Origin of the sequence: Acaryochloris sp. 'Moss Beach', assembly GCF_021497025.1 — a bacterium.
Taxonomy (GTDB): domain Bacteria; phylum Cyanobacteriota; class Cyanobacteriia; order Thermosynechococcales; family Thermosynechococcaceae; genus Acaryochloris; species Acaryochloris marina_A.
In genome coordinates, this window is record NZ_CP071717.1 from 2,655,408 (window position 1) to 2,679,959 (window position 24,552).

29 protein-coding genes and 2 pseudogenes are annotated in these 24,552 nt (G+C 48.7%); 12 read left to right on the forward strand and 19 right to left on the reverse strand.

Annotated features, from left to right (window positions below; genetic code table 11):
• Nucleotides 1-86: 86 nt before the first annotated feature.
• Both HRE53_RS12400 and HRE53_RS12405 read left to right on the forward strand, forming a co-directional pair.
• On the forward strand, nucleotides 87-494 hold the full coding sequence (locus tag HRE53_RS12400; RefSeq protein WP_235110776.1) for a hypothetical protein: 408 nt from the start codon (nucleotides 87-89) through the stop codon (nucleotides 492-494).
• Between the two features lie 172 nt (nucleotides 495-666).
• Nucleotides 667-891, forward strand: a complete 225-nt coding sequence (locus HRE53_RS12405) for a hypothetical protein (RefSeq protein ID WP_235110778.1) — start codon at nucleotides 667-669, stop codon at nucleotides 889-891.
• A gap of 40 nt (nucleotides 892-931) precedes the next feature.
• Here the strand turns inward: HRE53_RS12405 and HRE53_RS12410 are convergent, their stop codons facing one another.
• Nucleotides 932-1,807 carry an alpha/beta fold hydrolase gene (locus HRE53_RS12410; RefSeq protein ID WP_235110779.1) on the reverse strand — a complete coding sequence of 292 codons (876 nt, stop codon included), beginning with the start codon at nucleotides 1,805-1,807 and terminating at the stop codon, nucleotides 932-934.
• Between the two features lie 108 nt (nucleotides 1,808-1,915).
• Here HRE53_RS12410 and HRE53_RS12415 point away from each other — a divergent pair, with 108 nt between their 5' ends.
• From HRE53_RS12415 to HRE53_RS12425, 3 genes are read left to right on the forward strand one after another with little or no spacing between them, the layout of a single operon-like run.
• Entirely contained in the window at nucleotides 1,916-3,127 is a 1,212-nt protein-coding gene (locus HRE53_RS12415) for an FAD/NAD(P)-binding protein (RefSeq protein ID WP_235110781.1), read from the forward strand.
• Nucleotides 3,128-3,178: 51 nt separating this feature from the next.
• Nucleotides 3,179-3,640, forward strand: coding sequence for a SufE family protein (locus HRE53_RS12420; RefSeq protein ID WP_235110783.1), 462 nt, complete (start codon nucleotides 3,179-3,181; stop codon nucleotides 3,638-3,640).
• A 13-nt stretch (nucleotides 3,641-3,653) separates the two neighbouring features.
• Nucleotides 3,654-4,748 carry a GTP-binding protein gene (locus HRE53_RS12425; protein ID WP_235110784.1) on the forward strand — a complete coding sequence of 365 codons (1,095 nt, stop codon included), beginning with the start codon at nucleotides 3,654-3,656 and terminating at the stop codon, nucleotides 4,746-4,748.
• 53 nt (nucleotides 4,749-4,801) lie between these two features.
• Here HRE53_RS12425 and HRE53_RS12430 read toward each other — a convergent pair whose 3' ends face one another.
• The 3 genes from HRE53_RS12430 to HRE53_RS12440 form a co-directional block, all read right to left on the reverse strand.
• A complete protein-coding gene (locus tag HRE53_RS12430; RefSeq protein WP_235110785.1) occupies nucleotides 4,802-5,419 on the reverse strand; it encodes a cation transporter in 618 nt (205 codons plus the stop codon).
• Between the two features lie 85 nt (nucleotides 5,420-5,504).
• Entirely contained in the window at nucleotides 5,505-5,864 is a 360-nt protein-coding gene (locus HRE53_RS12435) for a metalloregulator ArsR/SmtB family transcription factor (protein WP_212663707.1), read from the reverse strand.
• Nucleotides 5,865-6,028: 164 nt separating this feature from the next.
• On the reverse strand, nucleotides 6,029-6,274 hold the full coding sequence (locus HRE53_RS12440) for a hypothetical protein (protein ID WP_235110786.1): 246 nt from the start codon (nucleotides 6,272-6,274) through the stop codon (nucleotides 6,029-6,031).
• Here HRE53_RS12440 and HRE53_RS34885 point away from each other — a divergent pair.
• Both HRE53_RS34885 and HRE53_RS12450 read left to right on the forward strand, forming a co-directional pair.
• A pseudogene (locus tag HRE53_RS34885) lies at nucleotides 6,197-6,493 on the forward strand (BrnT family toxin). The gene HRE53_RS12440 and the pseudogene HRE53_RS34885 sit on opposite strands and share 78 nt — an antisense overlap.
• Nucleotides 6,483-6,776 carry a hypothetical protein gene (locus tag HRE53_RS12450; protein WP_235110788.1) on the forward strand — a complete coding sequence of 98 codons (294 nt, stop codon included), beginning with the start codon at nucleotides 6,483-6,485 and terminating at the stop codon, nucleotides 6,774-6,776. Before HRE53_RS34885 ends, HRE53_RS12450 begins: the two are co-directional and overlap by 11 nt.
• Before the next feature lie 92 nt (nucleotides 6,777-6,868).
• On the opposite strand, the gene HRE53_RS12455 is transcribed toward HRE53_RS12450, so the two are convergent.
• The 3 genes from HRE53_RS12455 to HRE53_RS12465 all read right to left on the reverse strand — a co-directional run bounded on the left by HRE53_RS12455 (nucleotide 6,869) and on the right by HRE53_RS12465 (nucleotide 8,859).
• A complete protein-coding gene (locus HRE53_RS12455) occupies nucleotides 6,869-7,678 on the reverse strand; it encodes a DUF2063 domain-containing protein (RefSeq protein WP_235110790.1) in 810 nt (269 codons plus the stop codon).
• Nucleotides 7,654-8,484, reverse strand: a complete 831-nt coding sequence (locus tag HRE53_RS12460; protein ID WP_235110792.1) for a DUF692 domain-containing protein — start codon at nucleotides 8,482-8,484, stop codon at nucleotides 7,654-7,656. Before HRE53_RS12460 ends, HRE53_RS12455 begins: the two co-directional genes overlap by 25 nt.
• Nucleotides 8,485-8,553: 69 nt before the next feature.
• Nucleotides 8,554-8,859, reverse strand: a complete 306-nt coding sequence (locus HRE53_RS12465) for a DUF2282 domain-containing protein (protein ID WP_212663711.1) — start codon at nucleotides 8,857-8,859, stop codon at nucleotides 8,554-8,556.
• A 396-nt stretch (nucleotides 8,860-9,255) separates the two neighbouring features.
• Between HRE53_RS12465 and HRE53_RS12470 the strand changes: the two genes are divergently transcribed.
• Nucleotides 9,256-9,768 (forward strand): hypothetical protein, encoded by a 513-nt coding sequence (locus tag HRE53_RS12470; protein WP_212663712.1) that lies wholly within the window; start codon nucleotides 9,256-9,258, stop codon nucleotides 9,766-9,768.
• A gap of 107 nt (nucleotides 9,769-9,875) precedes the next feature.
• Here the strand turns inward: HRE53_RS12470 and HRE53_RS12475 are convergent, their stop codons facing one another.
• The 4 genes from HRE53_RS12475 to HRE53_RS12490 form a co-directional block, all read right to left on the reverse strand.
• Nucleotides 9,876-10,190 carry a DUF2282 domain-containing protein gene (locus HRE53_RS12475; protein ID WP_212663713.1) on the reverse strand — a complete coding sequence of 105 codons (315 nt, stop codon included), beginning with the start codon at nucleotides 10,188-10,190 and terminating at the stop codon, nucleotides 9,876-9,878.
• A 280-nt stretch (nucleotides 10,191-10,470) separates the two neighbouring features.
• Nucleotides 10,471-10,665 carry a hypothetical protein gene (locus tag HRE53_RS12480; RefSeq protein WP_235110794.1) on the reverse strand — a complete coding sequence of 65 codons (195 nt, stop codon included), beginning with the start codon at nucleotides 10,663-10,665 and terminating at the stop codon, nucleotides 10,471-10,473.
• A gap of 23 nt (nucleotides 10,666-10,688) precedes the next feature.
• Nucleotides 10,689-11,726 (reverse strand): WD40 repeat domain-containing protein, encoded by a 1,038-nt coding sequence (locus tag HRE53_RS12485; protein ID WP_235110795.1) that lies wholly within the window; start codon nucleotides 11,724-11,726, stop codon nucleotides 10,689-10,691.
• On the reverse strand, nucleotides 11,714-12,682 hold the full coding sequence (locus HRE53_RS12490; RefSeq protein WP_235110797.1) for a GTP-binding protein: 969 nt from the start codon (nucleotides 12,680-12,682) through the stop codon (nucleotides 11,714-11,716). Before HRE53_RS12490 ends, HRE53_RS12485 begins: the two co-directional genes overlap by 13 nt.
• Before the next feature lie 467 nt (nucleotides 12,683-13,149).
• Between HRE53_RS12490 and HRE53_RS12495 the strand changes: the two genes are divergently transcribed.
• From HRE53_RS12495 to HRE53_RS12510, 4 genes and pseudogenes are all read left to right on the forward strand, one after another.
• The gene (locus tag HRE53_RS12495; protein WP_235110799.1) at nucleotides 13,150-13,926 is read left to right on the forward strand and encodes a DUF5677 domain-containing protein; all 777 of its coding nucleotides are present in this window, start codon (nucleotides 13,150-13,152) and stop codon (nucleotides 13,924-13,926) included.
• A gap of 465 nt (nucleotides 13,927-14,391) precedes the next feature.
• On the forward strand, nucleotides 14,392-14,622 hold the full coding sequence (locus HRE53_RS12500; RefSeq protein ID WP_212663719.1) for a hypothetical protein: 231 nt from the start codon (nucleotides 14,392-14,394) through the stop codon (nucleotides 14,620-14,622).
• Nucleotides 14,619-14,888: a hypothetical protein gene (locus HRE53_RS12505; protein WP_212663720.1), complete on the forward strand. Its 270-nt coding sequence runs from the start codon at nucleotides 14,619-14,621 to the stop codon at nucleotides 14,886-14,888. Before HRE53_RS12500 ends, HRE53_RS12505 begins: the two co-directional genes overlap by 4 nt.
• Before the next feature lie 144 nt (nucleotides 14,889-15,032).
• Nucleotides 15,033-15,602, forward strand: a pseudogene (locus HRE53_RS12510) (Uma2 family endonuclease).
• Nucleotides 15,603-15,659: 57 nt separating this feature from the next.
• On the opposite strand, the gene HRE53_RS12515 reads toward HRE53_RS12510, so the two are convergent.
• The 8 genes from HRE53_RS12515 to HRE53_RS12550 form a co-directional block, all read right to left on the reverse strand.
• On the reverse strand, nucleotides 15,660-16,055 hold the full coding sequence (locus tag HRE53_RS12515) for a Fur family transcriptional regulator (RefSeq protein ID WP_235110804.1): 396 nt from the start codon (nucleotides 16,053-16,055) through the stop codon (nucleotides 15,660-15,662).
• A gap of 409 nt (nucleotides 16,056-16,464) precedes the next feature.
• Complete coding sequence (locus HRE53_RS12520) at nucleotides 16,465-17,925, reverse strand: hypothetical protein (RefSeq protein WP_235110806.1); 1,461 nt, start codon at nucleotides 17,923-17,925, stop codon at nucleotides 16,465-16,467.
• 103 nt (nucleotides 17,926-18,028) lie between these two features.
• A complete protein-coding gene (locus HRE53_RS12525; RefSeq protein WP_235110808.1) occupies nucleotides 18,029-19,858 on the reverse strand; it encodes a nucleoside recognition domain-containing protein in 1,830 nt (609 codons plus the stop codon).
• Nucleotides 19,859-20,252: 394 nt separating this feature from the next.
• Complete coding sequence (locus tag HRE53_RS12530) at nucleotides 20,253-21,374, reverse strand: NAD(P)/FAD-dependent oxidoreductase (protein WP_235110810.1); 1,122 nt, start codon at nucleotides 21,372-21,374, stop codon at nucleotides 20,253-20,255.
• A gap of 101 nt (nucleotides 21,375-21,475) precedes the next feature.
• Nucleotides 21,476-22,009, reverse strand: coding sequence for a TIGR02652 family protein (locus HRE53_RS12535; RefSeq protein WP_235110812.1), 534 nt, complete (start codon nucleotides 22,007-22,009; stop codon nucleotides 21,476-21,478).
• Nucleotides 22,010-22,011: 2 nt separating this feature from the next.
• On the reverse strand, nucleotides 22,012-23,109 hold the full coding sequence (locus HRE53_RS12540) for a WD40 repeat domain-containing protein (RefSeq protein ID WP_235110814.1): 1,098 nt from the start codon (nucleotides 23,107-23,109) through the stop codon (nucleotides 22,012-22,014).
• 64 nt (nucleotides 23,110-23,173) lie between these two features.
• Nucleotides 23,174-23,812 (reverse strand): Crp/Fnr family transcriptional regulator, encoded by a 639-nt coding sequence (locus HRE53_RS12545; RefSeq protein ID WP_235110815.1) that lies wholly within the window; start codon nucleotides 23,810-23,812, stop codon nucleotides 23,174-23,176.
• A 306-nt stretch (nucleotides 23,813-24,118) separates the two neighbouring features.
• Complete coding sequence (locus tag HRE53_RS12550; RefSeq protein ID WP_212663729.1) at nucleotides 24,119-24,511, reverse strand: DUF1636 domain-containing protein; 393 nt, start codon at nucleotides 24,509-24,511, stop codon at nucleotides 24,119-24,121.
• Between the last annotated feature and the right edge of the window lie 41 nt (nucleotides 24,512-24,552).

Consider the following 24,552-nt stretch of genomic DNA (forward strand, 5'->3'; position numbering starts at 1 on the left):
ATATCTGCCGTCTGTAGTGAAGACCCATGAGTACACTTATTATCACTGGATTAAGGGGATAGATTATGTGTGTTGGATGCTATGCCATGCCAATTATGACGTTGATATCGCCGGGGCCTGAAGCGCCACCTGCTACAGCGGTTCCCTTAATTGATTCCCCAGCAGCCAAAGTCATGCAGGTTCAACCTCAAGTTAGTGCCACTCAGGTACGAGCTGACCTTGCAACTATGATCGAGCGGTTGCCCGATTCTGCGGATGCAGCCATTCTGCGAGAAGAATTTACGGCTGTTTATCAACGGTTAGAAGGCGTCACCAATGTGGATGAAGCCAATACGATTGTGGGCGAGGGAATGCTGAATATTGCCGATCGCTTAGGAACGAATCCCAATGCAGATCGGGTGATCAAGATTTTGTATGAGATCCAAGAACCTGAAGCTCAAAAGCAAGCAGCCCATCCTTTACTCAAACAGTCCGCTTGGGGCTGGATCTCCTAAACCACTCGCTAGTTTGGATATCCAAGGCTGAAAAGCCATGCCATCCCTGGGGCATACTGATTACAACCTGAGCGGATGCCTGCCAACTCTCTTTGGAATAGCAAGCGCACCAGGGTTATGCCGTTTACATACTGGCTATACTGGATTAAACCTTCATCACCAGGCTTCAAGAATGATCGATCAAAAAAATATTCTGACTACATTAGGGTGCTCAGGCTCTCTATTGCTAGCTTTAGCGTTGCCCCACCCTGCCTCGGCAACTACCAATCTCCAAGATCAGATCGAGGCTGAGCAGAGTTTTCCCACTGCAGCAATCTCCCAAAGCGATTCCATAGAGGATGCCACGGGTTGTGGTTGTGCCATCTGCCAAAGAGCGCCTATCGAAACAGGGCTGTAAATCCAGCTATATTAGACTTTAGTTTTCCTAGGGTCACCCATTAGGTTAGTGCAGTGTTTCCCTGTAGAAAGGGGAAGATTGCTGGCGCAATTGCATCGCCAAACTCTTCTGCCATGCCCAGACTTCCAGGTAAGTAAGCAGCCTGGACATTCGGTAATTCGGCCATCGCTTCCATTTCAGCTTTAGAGCCAGGTGGGGCCTGCTCCGCCACGATCACCATTACTGGCCCAGGTTGTCGCGCTAAACCCGCTAAGAATTCTTCTCGCTCATCCACTGGATCTAAGCCACCTGTAACAAAGGCTACCGGTGCATACCGAGCACCCGGTTTCTGAGCATTTTGATAACGTTGGGAAATATATTCATCCGTCAACTGGGTTTCATCGACAAAGACATGGCGACGATACATCCATTTCAAAAACCCAGGACGAGTATTCAGCCCATATAGTGCTGGGCCGATCACAGGTGAGCGCACGAGCTGGCGAATCCCCCGACGCAGTGCCACTGGCGCACCCATCACCGCCAGTGGACCGCGCCAGGTCGGTGCAATTAATACCATGCGCGACCAAGATTGGAGGTCAAGCGCATACCCAGCAGCATGGCCTGCCGCCACAACAGCCACCTCTTGCGGCAAGGTGTCCCGAACAAATGCCCGCAGAAATTGACGATAGACATCTGGCTGGTACGGGAGTGAAGGACGGTCGGAATCGCCGAACCCCGGCCAGTCTAGAAGCGTAACTTGAAAGTAAGGCGCTAAAGCCTGAGCCAAGGTTGACAGTTCTGCTCGAGTGGAAACCGTACTCAAGGCTGGCAATAGTAATACAGAGGGACCGGAGCCGAAGGTTTCAGTGGCAACCTTTAGGGTGTAATTCTGCCATTGCCAGGTGTAGGTGTGCTGTTGAAGATGTGCTGATGACATCCAATCCTCCATCGCCGATCAAGATTTTATGGGCTGGTCAGTCTTGGAACGCATATTATAAAATGATAATCATTATCACAATACCAAACCTCATCCTTCTCATTATTTGTGAACCATCAGATTGATATTGCCATTATTGGGGCAGGTCCCCAGGCACTGACGCTAGTCACCCACTTACTGCAGAAAAAGCCTGCTCTCAGGAATCGCCTCCAGATCTTTGACCCCAGCGGCACCTGGATGGTCCAGTGGCGGCAACAATTTGCAGCTCAGGAAATTCCTTATTTGCGATCGCCTGGTGTCCATCACCCCGATACAAAGGAAACCCTTTTCAACTTTGCGGACCATCGCCAGGAGGAGTTGTATTACCCTTACAATCGCCCTGGGACAAAACTGTTTCAGGATTTCTGTGAAACCGTCATTGATCGATGGCAGTTGCGCAAGCAGGTGACCGCCGCCCAGGTGGTTCAGCTGGCGCCATTGACTAGTGGCTTTCAACTTCAGCTCGATACGGGGGAGCAGGTTGTAGCGCGGCGAGTGGTGTTGGCAACGGGTGGGGGAGCTGCCCAGATACCTGACTGGACTGCCGAGGTGAATCCACATCCACCCGGACGGTTGTGCCATAGCCAGGACATTAATCTGCCCGATTTGCCGGATCTGAGCGGTGAGACAGTTCTGATTATTGGCAGTGGTCAGACCAGCGCCCATTTGGCCTTGGGGGCAATTAAGCGCGGAGCCAAAGTCTTGATGATGGCCCGACGGAACCTCAATGAAAAAATATTTGATGCAGAACCAGGATGGTTGGGGCCCAAGTATCTGAAGGGGTTTCAGGTCGAACCCGATTGGCAGGTGCGGTGGCAAATGATTCAAGCAGCCCGCAATGGTGGATCCATCGCCCCCGAATTGCTGACCCAGTTACGGCGGCTAGTCAGCTTGTATGAACAGTGCCAGGTGTCTCGTGCCCTTTGGCAACATGAAACCTGGCAGGTGCAGTGTAATGTGGCTAGCACTCATGATTGTCTGGCACATCAGCAGATTAATCGAATCTGGTTAGCCACGGGCACCGCCACGGATATCACGACTCATCCCTTAATGGAAGAAGTATTGGCACGCTATCCCAATCAGATTGTTAACGGCTTGCCGGTGCTAGATGAGCATTTGCGCTGGCCAGGATGTGACCTGTTTTTGATGGGGCCATGGGCTGCATTACAAGTGGGTCCCGTCGCCCGGAATTTGCACGGCGGCAAAATGGCCTGCGATCGCATTGTCCCAGCATTAACCAAAGCCAGTCTGGCCCGGACTGTGATTCATTCCCCCAGATAATCATCTCCGCTTATTCTTATGGTTGATGTCGCCTTTTCACAGTCCTCCATTATGTCTACTGATCTATCCCTACCTCCTGCCCTTGCCAAAATTGTCCAGCGCTTCCAGACCATTACGGATACCAAGCGTCGGTATGAGTATTTACTGTGGTTTGCCAAACAACTCCCTCCCTTTCCAGAGGCGGATAAGCAGCCTGCCAATAAAGTAGTGGGCTGCGTGTCCCAGGTCTATGTCACAGCAACTTTGGAGGATGGCATCGTTCATTTCCAGGGTGACTCTGATGCCCAAATGACTAAAGGGTTAGTGGGATTGCTGATTAAAGGGTTGGATGGGCTCTCCCCAGAACAAATCGCTCGGGTCACGCCTGATTTTATCCAACAAACAGGACTCAATGTGAGCTTGACGCCGTCTCGAGCCAATGGGTTTTATAACATCTTCACCACCTTGCAGCGACTGGCGCTCACCCTCTCAACTGCATCGTCATCATCTTCAGACCCTTTCCACACACAGTAATTGGAGGATACTTTTGACTAATTTATCTGCAAGCGTTCAAACATCCCAATCCGTCGATATAACACTGCCTAAAAAAGGCATGCCGGTTACGATTATCACGGGGTTTCTGGGAAGTGGTAAAACCACACTCCTCAACCATATTCTCAATACCTGCCAAGACCTGAAGGTAGCTGTACTGGTCAATGAATTTGGAGATATCGATATTGACAGTCAGTTGTTGACCACCATTGATGAAAATATGGTTCAGCTGACCAATGGCTGCATCTGCTGCACCATCAATGACGACTTGGTAGAGGCAGTCTATTCAGTCCTCGAACAAGAGGAAAAAATTGATCATGTCGTCATCGAAACCACGGGTGTAGCCGATCCGCTGCCGATTATTCTCACTTTCGTCGGTTCCCAACTGCGGGATGTCACCCAGTTAGATTCGATCATCACTTTGGTGGATTCAGAAACCTTTACCCCGGAATGTTTTCAGAGTGAGGCAGCCCTGAATCAAATCACCTTTGGCGATATTGTCGTTCTCAACAAAACCGATCTGGCAACCGATCAAAAGGTTGAGGAACTAGAGCATTGGATTCGCGATCACAAATGGGGGGCACGGTTATTGCGATCGCAACAGGGCCAAGTCCCCCTCCCGTTGATTCTAGATACAGCCCTCTTTGATCCAAAGGCTTATGAAGCGGAAGCCAAAGCCTTTGCAGAGCAGGAGGCGCATCATCACCATGACGATCATGATCATCACCATCATGGCGATCACGATCATGACCCTCACGATCATGACCACCACGATCATGACCACCACCATTCAGATCACCTCACCGTAGATGGCTTCTCATCGATGGTCTTTGAAAGCGATCGGCCCTTTATCTTAGAAAAAATGCAGGATTTCGTCACCGATCAGCTACCGGAAGAAGTTTTCAGAGCAAAAGGCTTCATGTGGTTTGAAAAAAATACATCCCGCTATATTTTTCAGCTCAGTGGCAAGCGATATACGATGGATACCGATCAGTGGCCTGATGCCCCGAAAAATCAGTTGGTCTTTATTGGCCGCAATATTGACACAGCACAGCTACAGCAACTGCTAAAAAATTGTTTGGCCCCCTAGGCCCTGACTTCGCCCAAACTTGCCCGGATTCTATGACGCAGTGAATACAGCGATTAGGCTTGTTGCATCTGTCGCCAAGCTTGCGACAAGACTTTTGCAGCTGACTGGGTAAAAACGACCGTTAGCAGCAAACCCACCGCTAAATCCGGCAGGATAGAACGGGTCAGCGAGACTAATCCGGCTGCCACTAAAACGGAGGTATTGGCGATAATGTCGTTGCGAGAGCATAACCACACGGAAGACATATTCAGGTTATCTTGCCGATGCCGGGTCAGGAGTAAGAGACAGAGCAAATTGGCTAACAAGGCCACCATACCCACGATGCCCATCGTTGAAGCTGCTGGACTCGCGCCGCTAAACAGTTGATAGCTTGCCCTGGCAAAGACACCAATTGCCAACAGGAACATAATTAGACCCTTGAGAAAAGCGGCTCCGGCCTGGGCTTTAATGCTCTTGTTAAGGACATACAGACTGCTGGCATAGACCAATGCATCCCCGAGCATATCCAAGGAATCTCCTGTGAGGGAGAGGGACTCTGCCCGAATCCCCGCTCCAAATTCAACGAAAAACATCAATAGATTGATCAGCAGAACGATCCAAAGCACTTTTGCCTGCTGCTTTCTCAGCTTTGACAATGCCTTGGCTTTAGCTTGGCAGCAATGATCGCTCATAGCAACTCTCCACGTTCTAACATTCAAAGCAGTATTAGAATGTTACTGCACCCAAATCAAACATTCAAGCCAACATTAGAATGACTTATTCAACCAGTTGATTCAGTGCATGATGAAGAATTTCGGCGACGCGCTGATCCTTGAGGGAGTAGTAAGCTAATTTGCCATCATTTCGATACTTAAGAATTTTAAGATCTCGTAGCTTTCGTAGATGATGGGACGCTGTTGCGATCTTCATTTCTAGCAAAGATGCCACATCACAAACACAGAGTTCTGTCCCCCTGCTCAGGGCACACAAAATCTTTAACCGGGACCGATCAGCTAAGGCACTGAACAACACTTGAGCCTCCACCAGTAAATCTTCTCCCGGTAGTGCTTCATTCGCTTGGGTAACCAAGTCCTCATTAAAACAACGAACTTGGCAAATATCCTTGGGCTTGGTCACAGCTCTGAGGGGGGCAAAACCTTACATACACCTTAATTCTAACGGTTCTTTGTGATGGAAGCTCACTCAATGTCTCAGCCTAGTGTCTTCTTAAGAGTTGAGATCACAGATTGCAATCGCATTGTCCCTGCATTAACCAAGGCCAGCATTGTCCGAACCGTCGCCTAGAGCTTCACATCTAGTATCTGGTGCACGCCGTTTATAGCACAAGGCTTTGCAAACTTAAGATTCCCAGATTTGGTCTTCTGAACACGGTGAACTACAGGAGAATAGCCGACTGCCATTAAAATCGTATTTACATCGTACATACGTTCTGCGTAATAATGAAGAATATGAACGTGTACTTTGTCCTGCATGGCATTACCTTTTCTTGGAATGATGAAAAAGCGCGAATCAATCCACTCAATCACGATGGCATTACCTTTCAATAAGCGGCTGAGGCTTTTTTTGACCCCTTCCTTGTGCTTGTTGATGCAAGTCGTAATGATGAAGCGCGAGATGCTGTAATTGGGCTAGATACTCGATGGAATCTGCTGTATGTCGTCCACATCGAGCAAGAAGCAAAAGGTATACGAATTATCTCAGCACGCAAAGCAACTCACCAGGAGAGAGCCGACTATGAAAATTGAAGCCCTAAAGAAGCGCCTCGATCGCAACCGTCCTATGACCAGTGTGACCATTCGGATGCCTGAAGATGTCATAGAAGACCTGAAGAGAGTTGCGCCATTATTGGGATTTTCAGGCTATCAGCCTCTGATTCGCGCCTATGTTGGTCAAGGGTTGCGAGTTGATTTAGAGCGGCTTGAAAGTGAGACAGTGACCGCATTAGTGAACAGTTTGAAACGTCGCGGTGTGAGCGATGCGGTAATTGAGGAAGCATTAGGTGAAGTCGCTCATGCTACATCTGATTGACATTCTTTTGCCAGCGGTAGAACAACTGCACTGCACCCGGAACTAGTCAGCGGCTAGTTGCAAAGGTTATCTGTATCCGGTGAGTGCGAACGTTAAAGCGATTCGTCCAAGCCGAGGGTAAATCCTGTAACCCATCCTCGCTGAACCCAGAGAGGGAGCAGAGCGGTGACGTCAATATCTGGGTTGTCCTCAAGCTGGGCGCAAATCTCTCCAAATGGGTCACCGGAAGCAAAGGCTTGTAGGAGCTGCCACTCAGCAGCACTGGGTAAGTCAATCCGGGTTTCATACTGGTCTCGCCAGAGAAACAGATTCACATCGCCCTCGTTCAGATCGATGGTCTCGGTACTAGAGGCATCGGCCTGATTCACTTGCCAAATTCGGTGAACGGGATAGGGGGAGGTCATTAACACACTATTGTCGGGAAGCTGGAGCACCAGTTCAGGCCAACGGTCAGGTGGCACTTGACCCAAGGCGGCCAAATCTAATCCCGGTTGGTCTGCACTGTTAAAGATGCGGTGCCAATACCACTCTAAACGGGCCACATCAGATAGGTAGGGTAACGATGCTGCCGGTTCAAACTGGGCTATAAATACAGGGAGCTGTTCCCCATACTCTCCGAGGTCGGGGGATTGGGAGGGATGTCGACGGATATATTGCCGAGCCATGGCGGTGAAAAATTGGACACCCACCAACCGACAACAGACAGGATAAATATCTTCGAGGGCGCGGCTTAATTTACCGACGACGCTGCCTTGGTAAGCGGATAAGCCTCGTTCAAAAGAGAGGTGTTCTGTGCTGCACATTTGGGGTTGGAGCTGCTGGATGCTGTCGGCGTCTTTTGTTGCGATCGCATCGTAAAACAACCGCTGCAACTCCCTTAGTTCTGGGGGTGGTGTTGACATAGGTAGGTGTCAGCCTGCTGGGCTTCGGTCATCAAAACATCAAAGCTAGGAATATCCGTATCCCATTCAATCAGCGTCGGCACCGGACCAAACCGCTGAAGGGCCTGCTGATAAAGCGTCCAGACTCCAGGCTGGACCGGATAGCCATGGGTATCAAATAAAAAGTGGTCCTGCTCTTCGTAACCTGCCAGATGGATCTCTTTAATCCGATCAATAGGAAGCGCGTCCAGATAGTCCAAGGGGTCAAAGCCATGATTAGTCGCATTGACATAGACATTGTTGATATCTAAGAGCAGATGACAATCGGCTTCAACTAAGAGGGCGGCCAGAAACTGCCATTCAGTCAAGCTATTGTGGCGAAACTGGAGATAGGGCGATAGATTTTCAATCAGAATCTGGCGACCGAGGAAGTCCTGCACCTGCGAAATCCGATCGGCAACGTAATGGAGAACCGATTCTGTATAGGGCAGCGGTGCTAAGTCATTGAAATAATGGCCGTTGACGGACACCCAGGCCAAATGATCAGAGACATGAACTGGCTCAATTCGATCCGCAAGCTGTTTGAGCTGGGTTAAGTAATCCTGATTGAGGGGATCCGCTGACCCTAGAGACAGACTGACGCCATGCAATGCGATCGGATACTGTGCTCGAATTTGTTCGAGGTGATACAAAGGCAAACCACCCCCCAAATAATTGTCGGAGAGGGCTTCTAGCCAGGGTATGGCGGGTTGATGAGTAAGGATGTGGTTGTAGTGTTGCGATCGCAACCCAATCCCAACTCCTTGAATCGTTGTCATAGCAACCATAAATACTCCAAAACGTAAGGGTGCCTGCCGATTCACAGCAGGCACTCAAACTTCGTTGGGTCAATTAACTTAACCCTTCTCCTTGCCTTCTTCAGCAGGAGGTGCAGCCTCTTTCAAGGTTGATCCGACAATCTTTTCGCAGGTACCAGCAGGCACATAAATCCACTCTTCTGGATCATTATCGACGGTGGCTTTACCAGAGCAGTCATGCTTGCTAGTACCACAGTCATTGAGGCCAGTCTTGACGATACCGGCACATTTTTCAAAACCGGGCTTACCGGCGACTGCATCATCCGATCGCGTTGCCACTAGGCCGAGGGCAAGCACACCTGATAAAGCGGTGGTAACAGCAATGGCTTTGGTCGTCGTTTTCATGATGGTGAATTTCCTTTAGCAGTTTGCATTCGTTGAGCAGAGTAGGCTGGCTGCTGCTTCCATTTAAATACGAACCAATCCTTCCTTTGGATGTGGAGTTTTCGATTTTGTCATCGTTTGCACCTAAGTGCATTGCCTATAGAGAATTTGGAGAATTGCAATAGTCTCCGACCGGCCTATGTTCTGTGGACAGAAAGCAACGGCCATCGCAACCTTACCGTCAGCAGCTACGACAACGGGTTTAAGAATAAAAAATCTGTTTTCCTGCCGATGACACCATAGGTTAAATATAAAATTTTCCTTAAATCTTATAAAATTGGTTACGTTCATATATTTAAAGTCTGTCTAAAAAAAATCGGCACAGGCTTTGTTTTTTTTATTTATTTGGAGATAAAAGTGAAGAAACAAGCATTAACTCTCGCATTAGCTAGTACCCTTCTTGCTACGAGCGCTTACGCTTCCGACATCACCACTGAAGAAGTTGAAGCAGCACAAGACGCATGGGGAAATGGCATTGTAGAAATAGGCAAAGCTGAAGATCCTAAACAAGCAGCCATCGCCCATATTGATAAGTTTTATGGGTTTGATATGGGTTCTGTTTTGTTCAAACCGACCTTAGCATCTGAGGATCAATTTCGAGGGACCAAACAAGAAGCCTTATCTTATTTCATTGGCCAAAATTTGAAAGAAGACAAGGGATTTGCCCTTGCACCCTACACTAAAGTTCGTTGGGAAAATGAAGGCATCATCGTTGACGATGACTCAGCCGTAGCAATGGGGAATTACTTCTTCACTAAAACAGATGGTGAAGAAATAAAAGTGGAGTTTACCCTTGGTTACGTTAAAGACGACAATGGCAACTTAAAGATTAATCTGCACCATTCATCACTACCCTTTAGTGCCAACTAATCTCAGTTCAGCCCCCTGACTTGAAGTCATTGAAGCCATAAATACTCCAAAACGCAAAGTGCCTGCTATTGACAAGCAGGCACTCCAACTTTGCAGGGTGAAGTGACTTACCCCTGCTTCTTGTCTTCTTCAACAGCTTCCGCAGGGGGAGCAGCCTCCTTCAAGGTTGATCCAACAATCTTTTCACAGGTTCCAGCAGGCACATAAATCCACTCTTCTGGGTCATTATCGACTGTCGCTTTACCAGAGCAGTCATGCTTGCTCGTGCCACAGTCATTGAGGCCAGTCTTGACGATACCCGCACATTTTTCAAACCCAGGCTTACCGGCAACTGCATTGTCAGATCGAGTCGCAACTAGACCGAGGGCAAGCACACTGGATAAAGCGGTGGTAACGGCAACGGCTTTGGTCGTTGTCTTCATAATGGTAAATAGCCTTCAAGAGATTTAGTTCGTTGAGGTAGACAATCTAATACATGAAAATTTGCCCACATTAATAGTACGAACAACTCAGGCTAGCGGATGTAGACCTGCAAATATAATCAGGAGCGCCACAGAGGGTAGCTTCAGGGTAAATGATTGGAATTAAGACAAGCCATTGTTTCCATTGTTTATCTAATGCCTAACCCTTAGCCCCTAACGAAGAGATTCACAGAGTGCATCAATATCTTGCTTGGCAATCTCACTGGCGGCTCGATGGAGCTTATATTGCTGAGGGGGGATGGGTCATGATCGCAATCACCGTTTCTATGGGTGGGCAACAAGGCTCATGACAGGCCAACTGACTAATTGACACCGGGATATCAGCAGGAATGGTAAAGGCTTCATAAACCCAGGCTTTCAGTTGTTCAATCTGTTCTGGATCCGCTTTAGGCGTAGATGTTTTAAACAAATCCATTGGAAATACTCTCCACTAAATAACTAGCGAAATCCTTGCCCCCGTGAACTTTGGGTCCAAAGCTGCCATTCTCCTTGCTGACCCCCTAGGGCTAAGGTCTGGCCATCTGGACTCCAAGCCAGCGCTGAACCGCTGATGCCTTTTTGCGCTTGTATTAGCTTGTATCCACCTTGCCACAGACAGAGATAGTCATCCGCCGCTGCAGATACCAAAAGGGTGCTATTGGGCTGAAAGGCAATGGCATTGACCGCCTGCGTATGCTTATCTAACAGTTCGGCTTCCCAGCCATCCCCTTCACGTTGCCAGGTAGTGACGCAGCTACCACTGGCTGCAGACAGAAGATGAGTAGCATCCACCACGGACCAGGCCAACTGCCGAACTTTGCCTGGGAAACCCGTCATGCGCCAGGGGGTTGTTTTATCCGAAGGCCAGACCACTAAGGTGGGATCTAAATTTCCTGAGGCTAAATATTGCCCGTCGGGTGACCAAGAGACACAGAGACTCGATCCTGAAATCTCTCGAATTTCCGGATCTTGGTCCCAATCCTGCCAAATTTTGACCCCTTGATGGCCCCCCACCGCCAGCCAATCCTGCTGAGGATGCCAGGCTAAATCTAAAACGGAAGAGCTTTCAAAAGCGAGAGTGGTCAGGACTTGTTGAGTCTCAGCTTCCCAGACCTGGGCATAGCGCCCCAAACTAAACACCAATTCTTGACGCCGGGGATGCCAGGCTAGTTGATCCACCCAGGCGCGAGGATTCTCTAGACAAGTAACTAGGGTTGGTGGGTCTCCGCTCATCTCCCAAATAAAAACACGGCCATCTTGCCCCCCTGCTGCCAGAAAATGGCCATCAGCAGAGTAAGCCAAGGCATCCACGGACTGTCCGGTGCCCGTTTGCAGGCAATGGGTTTGCTGGGTCATCCGATTCAGACACTGAACCGTGCCCGCTCCATCACAGGCAGCCACCTGCTGGCTATTGGGTGACCAGGCAATGGCCGTCACGTAATCATCTAAACGCCCACGCCATTGACGTCCGAGGTGAGGCTGAGCTACACGAGGCAAGCTTGGAACTCCTGTTTTAACTGAGTTTCATCTAAATTACGGCCAATAAACACCAGCTCATTCTTGCGGGTTTCATTAGCTTTCCAAGGGCGATCTGCACGGCCATCAAACAGCATGTGGACGCCCTGAAATACAAAACGCTGATCTGCCCCCGCAATGTTCAAAATCCCTTTCATGCGAAAGATATCTGGCCCTCTGGTTTGCAACAGATTTCCTAGCCAACTATTGAGTCGTTCGCCATCGATTTCCCCCGATTCTGTTAAGGCCACCGACCCCACGGTTTCGTCATGTTCATGGGCATCTTCTCCTAAAAACTCAGGGTCGATCTCCAAAGCTCGGTCCAGATCAAAGGCACTCACCCCCAAAATAGAGTCCATCTCCACTGATGCATCCTGAGTGCGGTAAATTTTGGCCATGGCATTCATGGAGCGGATTCGATTTTCTAGATCCACTAAATCGGCTTCACTGACTAAATCGGTTTTATTCAGTAAAACCACATCCGCAAAAGCGATTTGCTCTTGGGCTTCATCTGCATCCCAATGTTGGTGAATATGCTTAGCGTCTACAACCGTCACCACTGCATCCAGATTGAGCTGGGTTTGCATATCTTCATCCACAAAGAAGGTCTGGATCACCGGGGCCGGATCCGCTAGCCCTGTGGTCTCAATCACCATATGGTCGAACTTATCTCGTCGTCGCATCAGGTTGCCAATAATCCGAATCAGATCGCCACGCACCGTGCAACAGATACAGCCATTGTTCATTTCAAAGATTTCTTCATCGGCGTCGATCACCAGCTGATTATCAATACCTACCTCACCAAATTCATTCACAATCACGGCCACTTTCTTGCCATGTTCGTGGGTGAGAATGCGGTTGAGTAATGTTGTTTTCCCCGCTCCCAGATAGCCAGTTAGAACGGTGACGGGGACAGTACCTGTTGCAGCGGTAACCATGATGATAACCTCATCGGAGAATGGTTTAGATAATGATAATCATTCTATAAGTATTTCGACATCAGTTGGGTGACTTTACCTTAGCTTTAGCTTTTCAGGGCGATGGGGTTGATCCTGGATTTCTCACCAACCGATGCCAACAAACTGAATGAGTGAGCAACATCAGCTAATTTAATCGCAAAGCGGTAGCCGTTTTTGACTCACCCACTCAATCTGTTCTGTGTTGATGATCCTCAACCTTGATTCAGTGAGTTATCGCAATTGAGGCAGCAAGGAGGGTGTTATACGACACAGTCTCGCAATAAATCATTGTTTCGGTATGTTATCCAGCACCTGATGTCTAATCCACTAAAATACGGTGTTATATGATAGGTGGCGTCTAATATTATTTATAGGTGTGTTATGCAACAGCCTGACGTATAACCATAGTTAGATACCCTGAATGGTAATGGAGTTAGATATCCTTGATGACAAATGTTCCTTCCGAGAACTACAAGGAGCAAATTGATGCACTAAACAATGTCGTACACCATTGCATTGAAGTATCGCAGCGATTTGCAGGGATACCTTCTCCGACGGGGTCACATTTCTATGCTTCTGTCTTATTTACGTCCTTGTGTTCGCGTAGCGTAAGTCTTGCAATTCTCGCTCCATATAGTTCATGGTCAGAAAAAATTGTAGAGCATTGGGATTATGCTTCAATTGCAGGAATGGTGAGGTCAATACTTGAAATTCGTCTAACGTTCTTCTATTTGTGCATCGACGAGTGTTCTCGTGAGGAATGGGAATGTCGCTGGAATATTTTCAATCTTCATGACTGCAAAAGTCGAATTCGTTTATTCGAGGAAATGACTCATGAAAAACAAGACATTGAAGGCTTTGAAGAACAGGCAGGTGAACTCCGTTCACGCCTCAAGGCAAATACATACTTTATGAATATGCCTGAGAAACAGATAAAAAAGTTTCTTAAAGGTGGCGATGCTTACCTCTTCCCACTTGAAGAAATTGGGCAAAGAGCCGGGGTTGATCGGCAAACTTTCCGTTGGCTTTATAAGCTACTTTCAAGCCATGTTCATGGACTTCCAATGTCTTTCTACCGCATGGCTAGTCAAACAAGAGGTCGGGGAGTTTACAGCGAAGTAGAAGAGGGCTACACATCACTTTGTCTTTCGTTTGCGATCAGCCTTCTCGTTACTGCAAGAGATGAGATGAAGAAGCTTTTTGCTGAGGCAAAAAAGTCTTAATTTCATACTATAAAATCTAACAAGCGCTTGCAACGGAACGGAAGCTTAAGAGATCAGCTTTAACACAAACATAATCACCGTCCGCGGAACTCCAACGTTAGATTTTAACGGTATCGAAGCTCAACCAAAATACAGAGTGTTGTTTGAAAGAATTCCCTGTAAGCTACGCAGAAAGAAGGCTAAAGGCATTCTAATCTAGGGCGGGTGAAAAATCTCAGTGATAGGTTACCTTGCTCTAGGGACATAGTCGCGATCGCTGACGTTTCTCAATTAGAGTCAGGACACAAGCGACGTTGTGAACTGCTGAGTCGGCTGGATATATATCTCTCGATCAGAAGCATCTCGTCTTAACACTTGCACCATGAGACTTCAGCCATTCGCCGAGGCTGACAGAAAGCAATGTCTCTGAGCATCAGCTAAAATCGATAAACGATGTGCGATTGTGGTTTTTGCCACGACAAAATCATGACTGAACTCCTTCAACAGGCGATCTCCCAAATCCAAAAACTCCCACCCCACCAGCAAGATGCGATCGCATCTCGATTTTTGGCAGAGTTGCAAGACGAGCAACAATGGGAAACCCGTTTTGCTGCTACAACAGACGATCAATGGGATCAGATGGCAGCAATGGTGCGGCAAGAGATCGCAGCAGGAGAAACAGTTCCACTGGGTGAGGTATTCCCAACACAACAGTGAAATCGAGTGTCACCAAGTCATTTCGAAAGCGGTTGAACAATCTTCCTGTATCCGTTCAGGAGCAAGCCGATAAAGCCTATGCCCTTTGGCAGGAAGACCCCTATCATCCAAGTCTTCAGTTCAAACGTGTTAGTCAGAAGCAACTGATTTATTCTGCTCGTGTCAGCCTCAACTACCGTGTCTTGGGTTTGTTGGAATCTGATCATATCTACTGGTACTGGATTGGCACGCATGATGAGTACGATGAATTACTGAAACGGATGTAGTTTGAAGCGATCGGTGAAGCCCCTAAATGCAATGGGGGGATGGGTTACTTTGCTCACGAGGCACAGTCGCGATCTCCAACACTTCTCAATTAGAATCAGGACACGAGCAACTTTGTAAACTGCCGATTAGGTTAGGTAACGGTTATGGAAACGCTAACCATCAATGCTTCAAAAGCAGCATTAACTGAAGCGCAGTTTTACAATATTTGTCGTCAAAATGAAGAATTGCGCTTTGAGATGACCGCACAGGGGGATCTAATCGTTATGCCTCCAGTTGGCGGTTTAAGTGGCGATCGCGAAATGTCGCTGGGTGCAAAGGTATGGAACTGGAATGATGCCTCTGGCTGAGGTCAGGTATTTAGTTCTTCAACAGTGTTTCAATTGCCCAACGGTGCGAAACGATCACCAGATGTTGCCTGGGTCGAACAAAGTCGCTGGGATACCCTCACAAGAGAAGCGCAAGAACGATTCCCACCCCTAGCTCCCGATTTTGTGATTGAGTTAAGGTCTCGGACCGATGACCTAGCTGTGCTGCAAGCGAAAATGCAGGAATATGCAGACAATGGCGTGCGGCTCGGTTGGCTGATCAATTCCCAAGACCAGCAAGTAGAAATTTATCAACCAGAGCAAGATACAGAAGTGCGCTCGCTGCCGACTCAATTATCAGGGGAAGAGATATTGCCAGGTTTTACCCTGGATTTACCGCAGTTTTAGGGGTTAGAATCTTACACCCAGCTCTTTTAGCGCCTATGCCCACCTAAGTCCTTCGATTCAGGCTAAAATCTCCACTTCAACGCAGTTCTGACATAGACCAAAGAATTCTAGAGTGTGGTAAAAGACTTGAAATTTCTGTGTTTGTGAGAGTTCTTGTTCTAACTCGTGGACTGGGCAGTTCATTAATGGCATGGACCTGCCACAGTTTACACAGGTCAGATGATGTCGATGAGCGGAGGCAATACTATAAACCGCTTCACCATTGGGTAAAGAACGTGTTTGCACTTTGCCACGCTGCTGGAGAACCTTAAGGGCACGGTAAATCGTTGCCAACCCCACTCTTTGTTGCTGCTTTTTAAATTCTTGATGCAGATCTTGAGCAGAAAATTCTTGGGGAGTGGAAAAGAGGACTTCCAACACGCGCCGCTGATGAGGGGTTAGTTTCTCTGGCATACTCAACTCCTTACTGCACCTGGAACGAGAACCTTTTTTTGACAAATCAAAAGACTATCGGACATGATTATCATTCTCATTTTATGATAACAGCCCTGCCTAATAGACCGTCAATATTACGATTCAACCCTAACCTCTGGGAAGTCTCTTCGGGTTAACAACCTTGGGAACGCATTTACTACAGGCGATGACAGAGGATCAATGGTGACCCAAACGTGATGTGATCGCATCCTCCAGCTTCTTCCCAGAGAAAATAGGATGGAGTATGTTTACTCTCTTCTAGTGCATACATTGCTCAAGCATCCTGATTTTTCATCTATCAAACGTGACAAAAGAGGGGTAGAGAGATGTTGCCTTTGGGGGAACCAGCAGATAGATCTTGATACGGTGTTGAACGAGTAAGCGTGATTTACGGTAACCATTGTGGATCGATACCAGAGCCAACGGAATAAGGCTGCTGCTTACTACTTTCTAAGGGTAAAATCCAGAGATTACTGGTGGTTACTGAACCGCCCTGATCCGTCTGCACAATCTCTGGATTGTCAGGACTCGCTTCAATCGCTTGGTCAAATAGCAACGCTGAACCATCTGGAGCGAGGGCCATATTCGTATCACGCTGATTGGTTAGATTCAAGAGCCTCGTTTCTGTTTGGGTGGCTAAGTCAATCGTTGCAAAGTAAGGAATTTCTACATATTCTTCGCCAGAGCCTACCTGAGTGAGCAAACAGTAAAGTAACTGTTTTTTGGGGTCAAAGGTCGCTCTGAGAATTGAGCCGCTTGTTTTGAGCAGTTCAGTTTGCTGGCCCTGAGTCGTGACTAAAAACAAAGACTTGGTGAAATCGGGATTGAACTTGAGCATCGTAGCGGCTGATCCATCTCGTGCGAAGCTTAAAACCATCCCAAATTTAGGGAGAAACTCCAAGGGCTGATCATTCTCACTGCCTTCTAGGGGTAAGATTGCCAATCCTTGTCCTTGGGCAATCACTAACGATCGACTATCAGGGGCAATCAAGAAATTCCCTCCTTCGACCTTCTCTAGTAATTGGATCGATTTGCCTGGGGGGAGTTGCCAAAGACTGACCTGACCTAGGCCTGTTCCTTCTTTAAGTGCCCGTTGGACAACTATTCGACTGCCGTCCGCAGCGAGGTCGAATTTGAGAATTTGATATTGCCGGTTATCCAAGACCTGTTCCATTTCGCCTGCGAGTTTTTGAGAGCCGCTATCTTGATCAGGAGGATTGGCCTGTAACCCTGTCGTGACGGTGTAGAGTTTGGGGTCAAAATTTCCTGCAGAGACACTTTTACGTTCTGTGGCAGAGAATAAAATGCGATCGCCATAGGGATACAGCTTAAATTCAGTGACAACTAGGTCGGCAGGTGTAAGAACAGTTTTTTGGTCTTGGGTTAAGTTATTGAGAATTAACCGCCCTGATTCTTCCCCATTTACACCTATGTATACATAAGCGCGATCGCGACTCCGAAACGTCCCCGAAAACGGCTGCATCACCTTGGGTTGGACATTGGGACTCAGGCCAACTTCCTCCACTTGGCTCAGCTGGACTTTGAATTCAGTCCCGTAAGGGATAGGCTCAGTCAACGTATAGGCCAGTCGTCGGCCTGACCAACTCAGTTTTCCCGGCAACTCAGGGGTTAAAGTCAGGTTTTCTTCAACCTTGGGCCAATCCATCGTCCGATTGAACGACAAGATAAAGGCCGTATCTTCCATGCCAACTCGTTTCTCTTGCCAATTAAAGTTGCGGACAATCGGCACCGTATGGTCTCCCCCCATGATGATAAAGCCGATCAGGAATGTGAGAGCGGCCATCATCGTGATGGCAATACGATCCAGGGGGTAAATCCGGTGCTTCATAGGGCTGTATATGGAAACGCTGACAATTAAGGCTTCAAAAACATGTCGTTTGGGTGGTTAGGGGCATTTTCAGACCAGGCAGAAACCGCTTAATCACCTGCCTTCAGGCCGACCAACCCACTGCAATGCAGTTCTGGCGCAGACCCAAGAATTTGTGCGGTAAAAAACTTGCAATTTCTGTATTTGCGTCAGTTTCCGTTCTACCTCGTAGACGAGACAGTTCAGTCCTGGCATGGAGTTGACTCAGGTCAGAGGATGCTGTTGAAGGGAACACCTCACTGGCGAATGCACCCGAGCACCAGTACCCTCCCCAGGCCAAGATCAAGGAGAAGCAAGTTGCCGCTATTGCCTGACGACCCATTAACGCCAGCGCAAATCGGAGAGACTGTTCTTGGGCAATCGTCAGTGCCGTGACCAAACAAGGCAACAAGACACCTGCCAGGTAGACCCCTGTGAGAATCTGCAGCGGTGTGAGAGTGGAGAGAGTCTCAGTTTCAGCAAAGAGCAGCAAACCATCTTTGCGAATAGAAGCCAGGATCATGGGCAAAGCTGCTTCTGGAGGGAGGCGAAAGATCCGCATCAGGGGATGAATAATGGATGCAGCAGCAGTCAGAAGACTCAGCTCGTCTAAAATCGATGCGATCAAGGTAATAGCCACAAAAATGGGAATGGCATTGGTCAAAAACTGATGAAGCGTACCCTGAGTTTCTCGCCAGATGGTAGCCAAGCGGGGTCTTTCCAAAAACGTGCGGTGTTCAATCATCAACGGGTTGTGGAGAGAACGAGCCGACTTAGGGGCAATCAAGCGAGTGTAGATCAGCGTTGTTAAAGTTAGATAACCCAAGTAGGGAATCACCAAGCTAGGCCAATGGGCTGCACTAAACACCGCCAGCGTGGCACCGAATTGGTATGAACAGGCGGAACCAAAGGCAATCGCCGAAATACAAGTTTTTCGAGCGCAACTAGAACAGGCACGGGTACTGATCACTGCTGGCACATTACAGCCAAATCCCATCACGACCCGCACCAGATCCCGTCCAGATAAACCAAAAGGACGCAACAGTGGATGTAGGGCAACCGTGATCCGCTCTACCAAACCGCTAGCCTTGTAAGTTCCCAGACATAGAGCATAGAGAATAACGGTTGGCACAGCCCAGACCCATAGCAAGGGTCCCATCGTCAGCAAGCCATAACGCCCAATCAGCATTGCTTTGGGCAGAGACAGGGGTATATCAGCCAGAACATCTATCAGGGGTTTGATCAGCGTTTGCACAAGGGGATCAGCAACGGCCGCAAAGCTATTGGCAAACCAAACCGCAAGTAGGGTAGGCAGTAGTAGGAGAATGAGCGCCACCAGCCATCCAAACTGTGGATGTTCTAACACCGTTGGTCGAGGTTCAATCCGCCATCCAGCCGGAATGGGTTGCCGTTGTGGAAATACAGCCGGATCTTGCAAAGCTGCCCGAATTTCGTGATGCTGTCCTAGGGTCAGATGTCTCGCATCAATGGGGATAAACGCCAGATTAGAGGTTTGTTCCCAGCATTGGACAATCTGCTGGGTAAACCCAGCGTGAGACACTTTGTCCCAAAACGTGACCACAACAATACCCCGCTTCCCCACTACCAAGGGCCATAAATCCGCTAGATCTTCATCAACATGGGTTGCTTTGATCACCAACAACACAGTGTCATGGGTTTTTAATTGCGCCAGTGCAGCTTGCGTGGTGACCCGATCCGATCGGTACAAAATACCGGGGATATCCACAACAGTCAGTCCGTCTCCGACATAGGTGTCACAGGCAATCGTAGAGCCACGGAAGTTAATGCTGTAAGGCAAACATCCCGTGAGCGAAGCAACCAGTTGAGATTTGCCCGTATTTTCTTTACCGATCACGACGATAGAGCGCTGGGCTGGTGGGATAAGTAGGGGCATAGCGGATCATTAACAGAATCGGACAAGATAACGTTGCTCTCTCCCCAGTAGTAGAGCCACTGGCGAAATCAGCATTTGTTTACATGACAAAGCTTTTTGCAGCCCCCTAAATCCCCCATTCTGGGGGACTTTAAGCCTATAGCTAAGCTGGATAATAGGACCGAAAATCTCAAGCATTGTTCTCTCCAATCTGATTTGCAGAAATAGGTAAAGTCCCCCACTGGTGGGGGATTTAGGGGGCGAGTGCAAGGGTGAAATCCATCGACATAATCGCCCCATATAACTGGACGTGAATTTCGCCAGCAGTATCAGAATTAGGGGACTGAGAGGGGCTAGTGCAATCCATAAAGGGTAAGAGCAGCTTCAGGTAAGATTCATGCAAGAGGTCTAGTGGCTAACAGATACAGTCGTTGTCGCAACAAGACAGGTCATCTAGAAACATGCCTTGCTGGCGGTAGGTTTCTAAAGGCGCAGGGTCAAGGTCTAAACGGCGTGCGATCGCATCAGCCACAACTGCAAACCGCTGCCGAAATTTATAGATAAAGCAAAAAATAAGACCGTGATGACGGACGGAGGGGCCAACCACAAACAGCCCTGGCGTCAGAGTAGACTCATCTTGATCATTCAAAATGGCATGCCCCTCTGTCCAAAAGAACAACGACGCAATCTGCTGCAAGCTGGTCTCAAAACCAGTACAGAGAATCGGGGGATGAACCGTCAGCCATTTCTGGTATTCGCTGAAGACGGCATAGCCCCCCGACACTTTTTTGACTTCCTCAATGGAGACATTGCCGATCAGTTCGAGACGACCCGTTTGATGGGCCAACATCACGCGCTGAAGCGTATAGGGTGACAAGGAAATACTCGGATCCGTCTCCTGGTTCCCCCACACCCCAGTCCGATCTAAAACCCTGACGCTCTTCCCTAAGGCGACTAAGTGGGTGGCGGCATCCATACCACTTTCATAGCCGCCGATGATCGTAAATTCATCCCCTGGCAAATTGTTCCACGAGCGAATCTGAGAATTGTGAATGCAATGGTCTGCCCCCAAAAATGGATTTAACCTTGGGTATTGGAATTCTCCAGCAGCCCAGATCACAAACTGGGTTTTGACGTCTCCGCCAGACGTCTTGAGGATAAAGCCACGACACTGAGAAAGGGGCTCAATTGCCAAAACATCCGTTTCTGTCTTCACAGGCAAATGGAAGTGATCGACCACCGTTTTCAAATAGAGTGCATACTGCTGGCCATTGATATGTTCTCGTCGAAAGGCGATCGCTGGAGACGTTTTCAAGGTAATGGCATTGAGATCGAGTAGGCCAAAACCATGACTCGGAAACGAGGGGGTAATCAAGTTCATCTCTGCTGGCCAGCGGAGAAAAGACGCCCCCACCTGCAGCCGATCCAGCAGGATAAAGTTTTCCATGCCTAGCTCCTGAAGCGCGACCGCACAACCCACCCCAGCAGGGCCAGCACCGACTATCACTACGTCATAGGAAGAATTTGTCTGTTTCATGGATAGACTTGCTGCCAGCAGGATTTTAATAGAATGATGGTCATAGTTTTTAGAATCAGCCAACGCTGCATCAACGGACTCGATACCCGTCCCACCGCCCCTTATATTGACTTGCCAACGCCCTCATCCCATCGGGTGCAGAACGGGTAAGCATAAGCTGGTGGGCCAAATTCTGTAGAGAATTCAAAATTGATGACCTGCCAGCGAGAGTCAGCATCGATGGCGAAGCTAAATTCTAAGGGCAGTCCATAGAGCCGGGGTTTGGCATAGTAAATCTGTCGCCACCAGTCAGATTGGGATTCTAAATGGGGCTGGACTAGCGCTTCATATCGGTGAGCAAGGGTAAGTCTAATCGCTCGACGGCCCTGGTAATGCAAGTGATCAAGTGCTTGGCTAACTTCTATCTTTAGCCCTTCCGGGTCGCGATGCTGCTGATACCAGTTGCCCTGCCAGTGATGCCAACATCGCTCCGAAGCTGGGTGGACGAGACCGCCCGTTACGGGATCAGCTTCAAAGACCCCATGACGAGGGCAAAGATACGCCTCGGTTAGCAAAAGGGCCGGACTCTGTTGGCAACAAATCGGACAGCGAATATTGATGCCAAAAATGGGCCAATCTAACACAGAGAGGGTCACGCTCAGTCATGCCCCCCTTCGTCGTTTTCATTCTCTAAACCAACAGACCAAACTAAAACTTCACCCTGTTGACCACCTGCAGCTAGATACTTTCCAGTGGAGTGCCAAGCCAAACACGAAAATCCGTCCTTCGCGCCATTGAGCATCTGAGCAGCTTCAATAGCTGCCTGCCACAAAATGACCCAACCATCTTCAGATAGAGAGGCGAGCAAACCCGTTTGGTGCTGAAACGCAATATCTAAAACACTTGCAGTGTGACTCTCTAAAATCCAACTTTGCCAGTCTGCGTTGGGTAATAGCGTCGACATCGCCACATATTCACGGGTTGCAGCCGCTAATATGGGGGAGCGCTCCGAATCGGGTACATCGGCCCAAGCCAGTTGGCGAATCTTACCAGGAAAACCTCGGATGAGGGTCGGTAAGTCATCTTCTGCAGTGGGCACCTGATTGACAAGAGATACTTTTGACCACGTTAGAATACTGACGCTTTGGTCTTGATTTGCTGTAGCTAGATAAGCCCCGCCCGGCGACCAGGATAGAGACATTGCTGGAGCTATCAGTTCCCATTGATAGAGGGATTGATGCCACTGGGGGATCTGCCAGATGTGGATTAGGGTATTGGCTACCACCGCAATATGTTGCCCATCGGGCGACCAGCCAATATCTTGAACTTGATGCCCAAGTTCAAGAGAGGTCAGCATTTCGGCCCTATCAACATCCCAGATTTGCACCTTCTTCCCTCGGTTGAAGGCGAGTAAGTTGCGGTGGGGATGCCACTGGAGCCGGTCAATCCAGGCAGAGTCGCCCATTAGGGTCTTTGGAGCTAGGGCTTTCTCTGTCGCCATGAGCCAGAGGTGGATCTGCCCTGCTTGACCACCGGCTGCTAACCACTGGCCATCAGCGGAGAAGGCAATGCTATCGATGGATGAACTACTGCCATCTTGAAGCAATAGATCACTATCGTTGTGCAGCAAAAGAACCTCTCCTGCCCCCGAAGTTACGGCCAGAGTATTGCCAACGGGCGACCAGGAGATCGCAGTAATGTAATCCGATAGCTGATGATGGCGACTCAGTTCTGCCAGGGGCTTAAGAAGGGGCATCGAAGATGGCTAAGTAGTGAGGGTGAATGGGTGGACAGCGGTAACTGCATAAAACATTCCATCGTCAGTGACGACGACTTCTAAAGTGATGCTCGGCAAGCTTTGTTTTGGAGCCAGAATGATGACGTAAGACGCAGCCCTTCCTAGACCAGGACAGCGTATTTTCTCTCTCAAATTCCCCGATTAATCGCGTAACCGTGACTCGGCTGGAACCAATCACCTCAGCAATATCTTGATGGGTGAGGGGAAGCGGAATAAAGTATTCGTCTCCAGACCGTTGGCCAAATCTGTCAGCTAGCCAGTTGAGAAACGTACTAAAGCGCGTTTGAACTGAACCATGATGCATGGTGAGCAAGGCTTGACTTTGTTGAATGTGACACCACATGGCCTCCTCCAATGCCTGGTAGTCATCGATCTGTAGTCGATGGACTCGAACATTGCTCAGGCATTCAGCATGGAAAGGTTCAATGCCAGCGAACGGATGCCCAATAATATCTCCCGCTCCCCAAAGTCCCAGGGTAGTAATATCACCGTCTTCATGTAGAGTAATGCTGCGAACCATACCCGTCTCAATTTTCCAGAGAAGGTTTTGGTTTTGAATCATGGGCAAACATTCCCGCCGCTTAAACGTCCGAACGACAGGGCTAGTCTCTTGTTGATGAGTCGTGGCGTATGTGGGTGTAATCAGTGAGGACATGAGCATGATGCATAAAGACCTAGATTTAAGGCTGTGCTGAAGAAACAACTCGGAGCTGAGGACACCAGATTCGCTCAGCTAACAATGCGCTATTTCGGGGGTATCAATCTCTAGATAGGTGTCTGGATCGGCGCTCAATATTAGAAAATCGACCGGAAACAGAGCTTTCTCAATGTCATTTCCAGAATGATTAGTTCAGACGAGGGATCTGCGCAGAGCAAGTTAACTTGACATATCTACATAAAATAATCTCCTGTGGGATGCAAGGTAGAGGGTCAACCCATTGAGTCATGGAACATAGTTCGGATGCGGTTACAGGCTAGGGTAGGGAATCCTTGCTAGAATCCCTTTTTGTAGCGACTTTGGACGACGCTGACGGGGAACGATGCCATCTGAACTGGAATAATATTGGCGGGCCAATTGAAAAACTGCGGCGGCACTATCTAGGGGCAATTGGTCACCAAACATTAGTGTGTTTTTCCCTGCCGCTGCTAAGGCAATGGTGCAGGGACGATTGCAGGCGCTAAAACAGTCCACCGCTTCGATCTTGAACTCAGGAGGGAGGGGCGATTGCTCCTGAAGCCGCGATAAATGGCTAAGTAGGTGATGGCCGCCGCGTTGACCCCTGTAATCCCGTTGGGTCGGCGAGAAGGCACAGGACCGACAGACGAATAGAGCATGTTGAGTCATGATGGGCGATGCCATACCAAAACGTCATGAGTAATCGTTAGTGAGATGAGCTACCC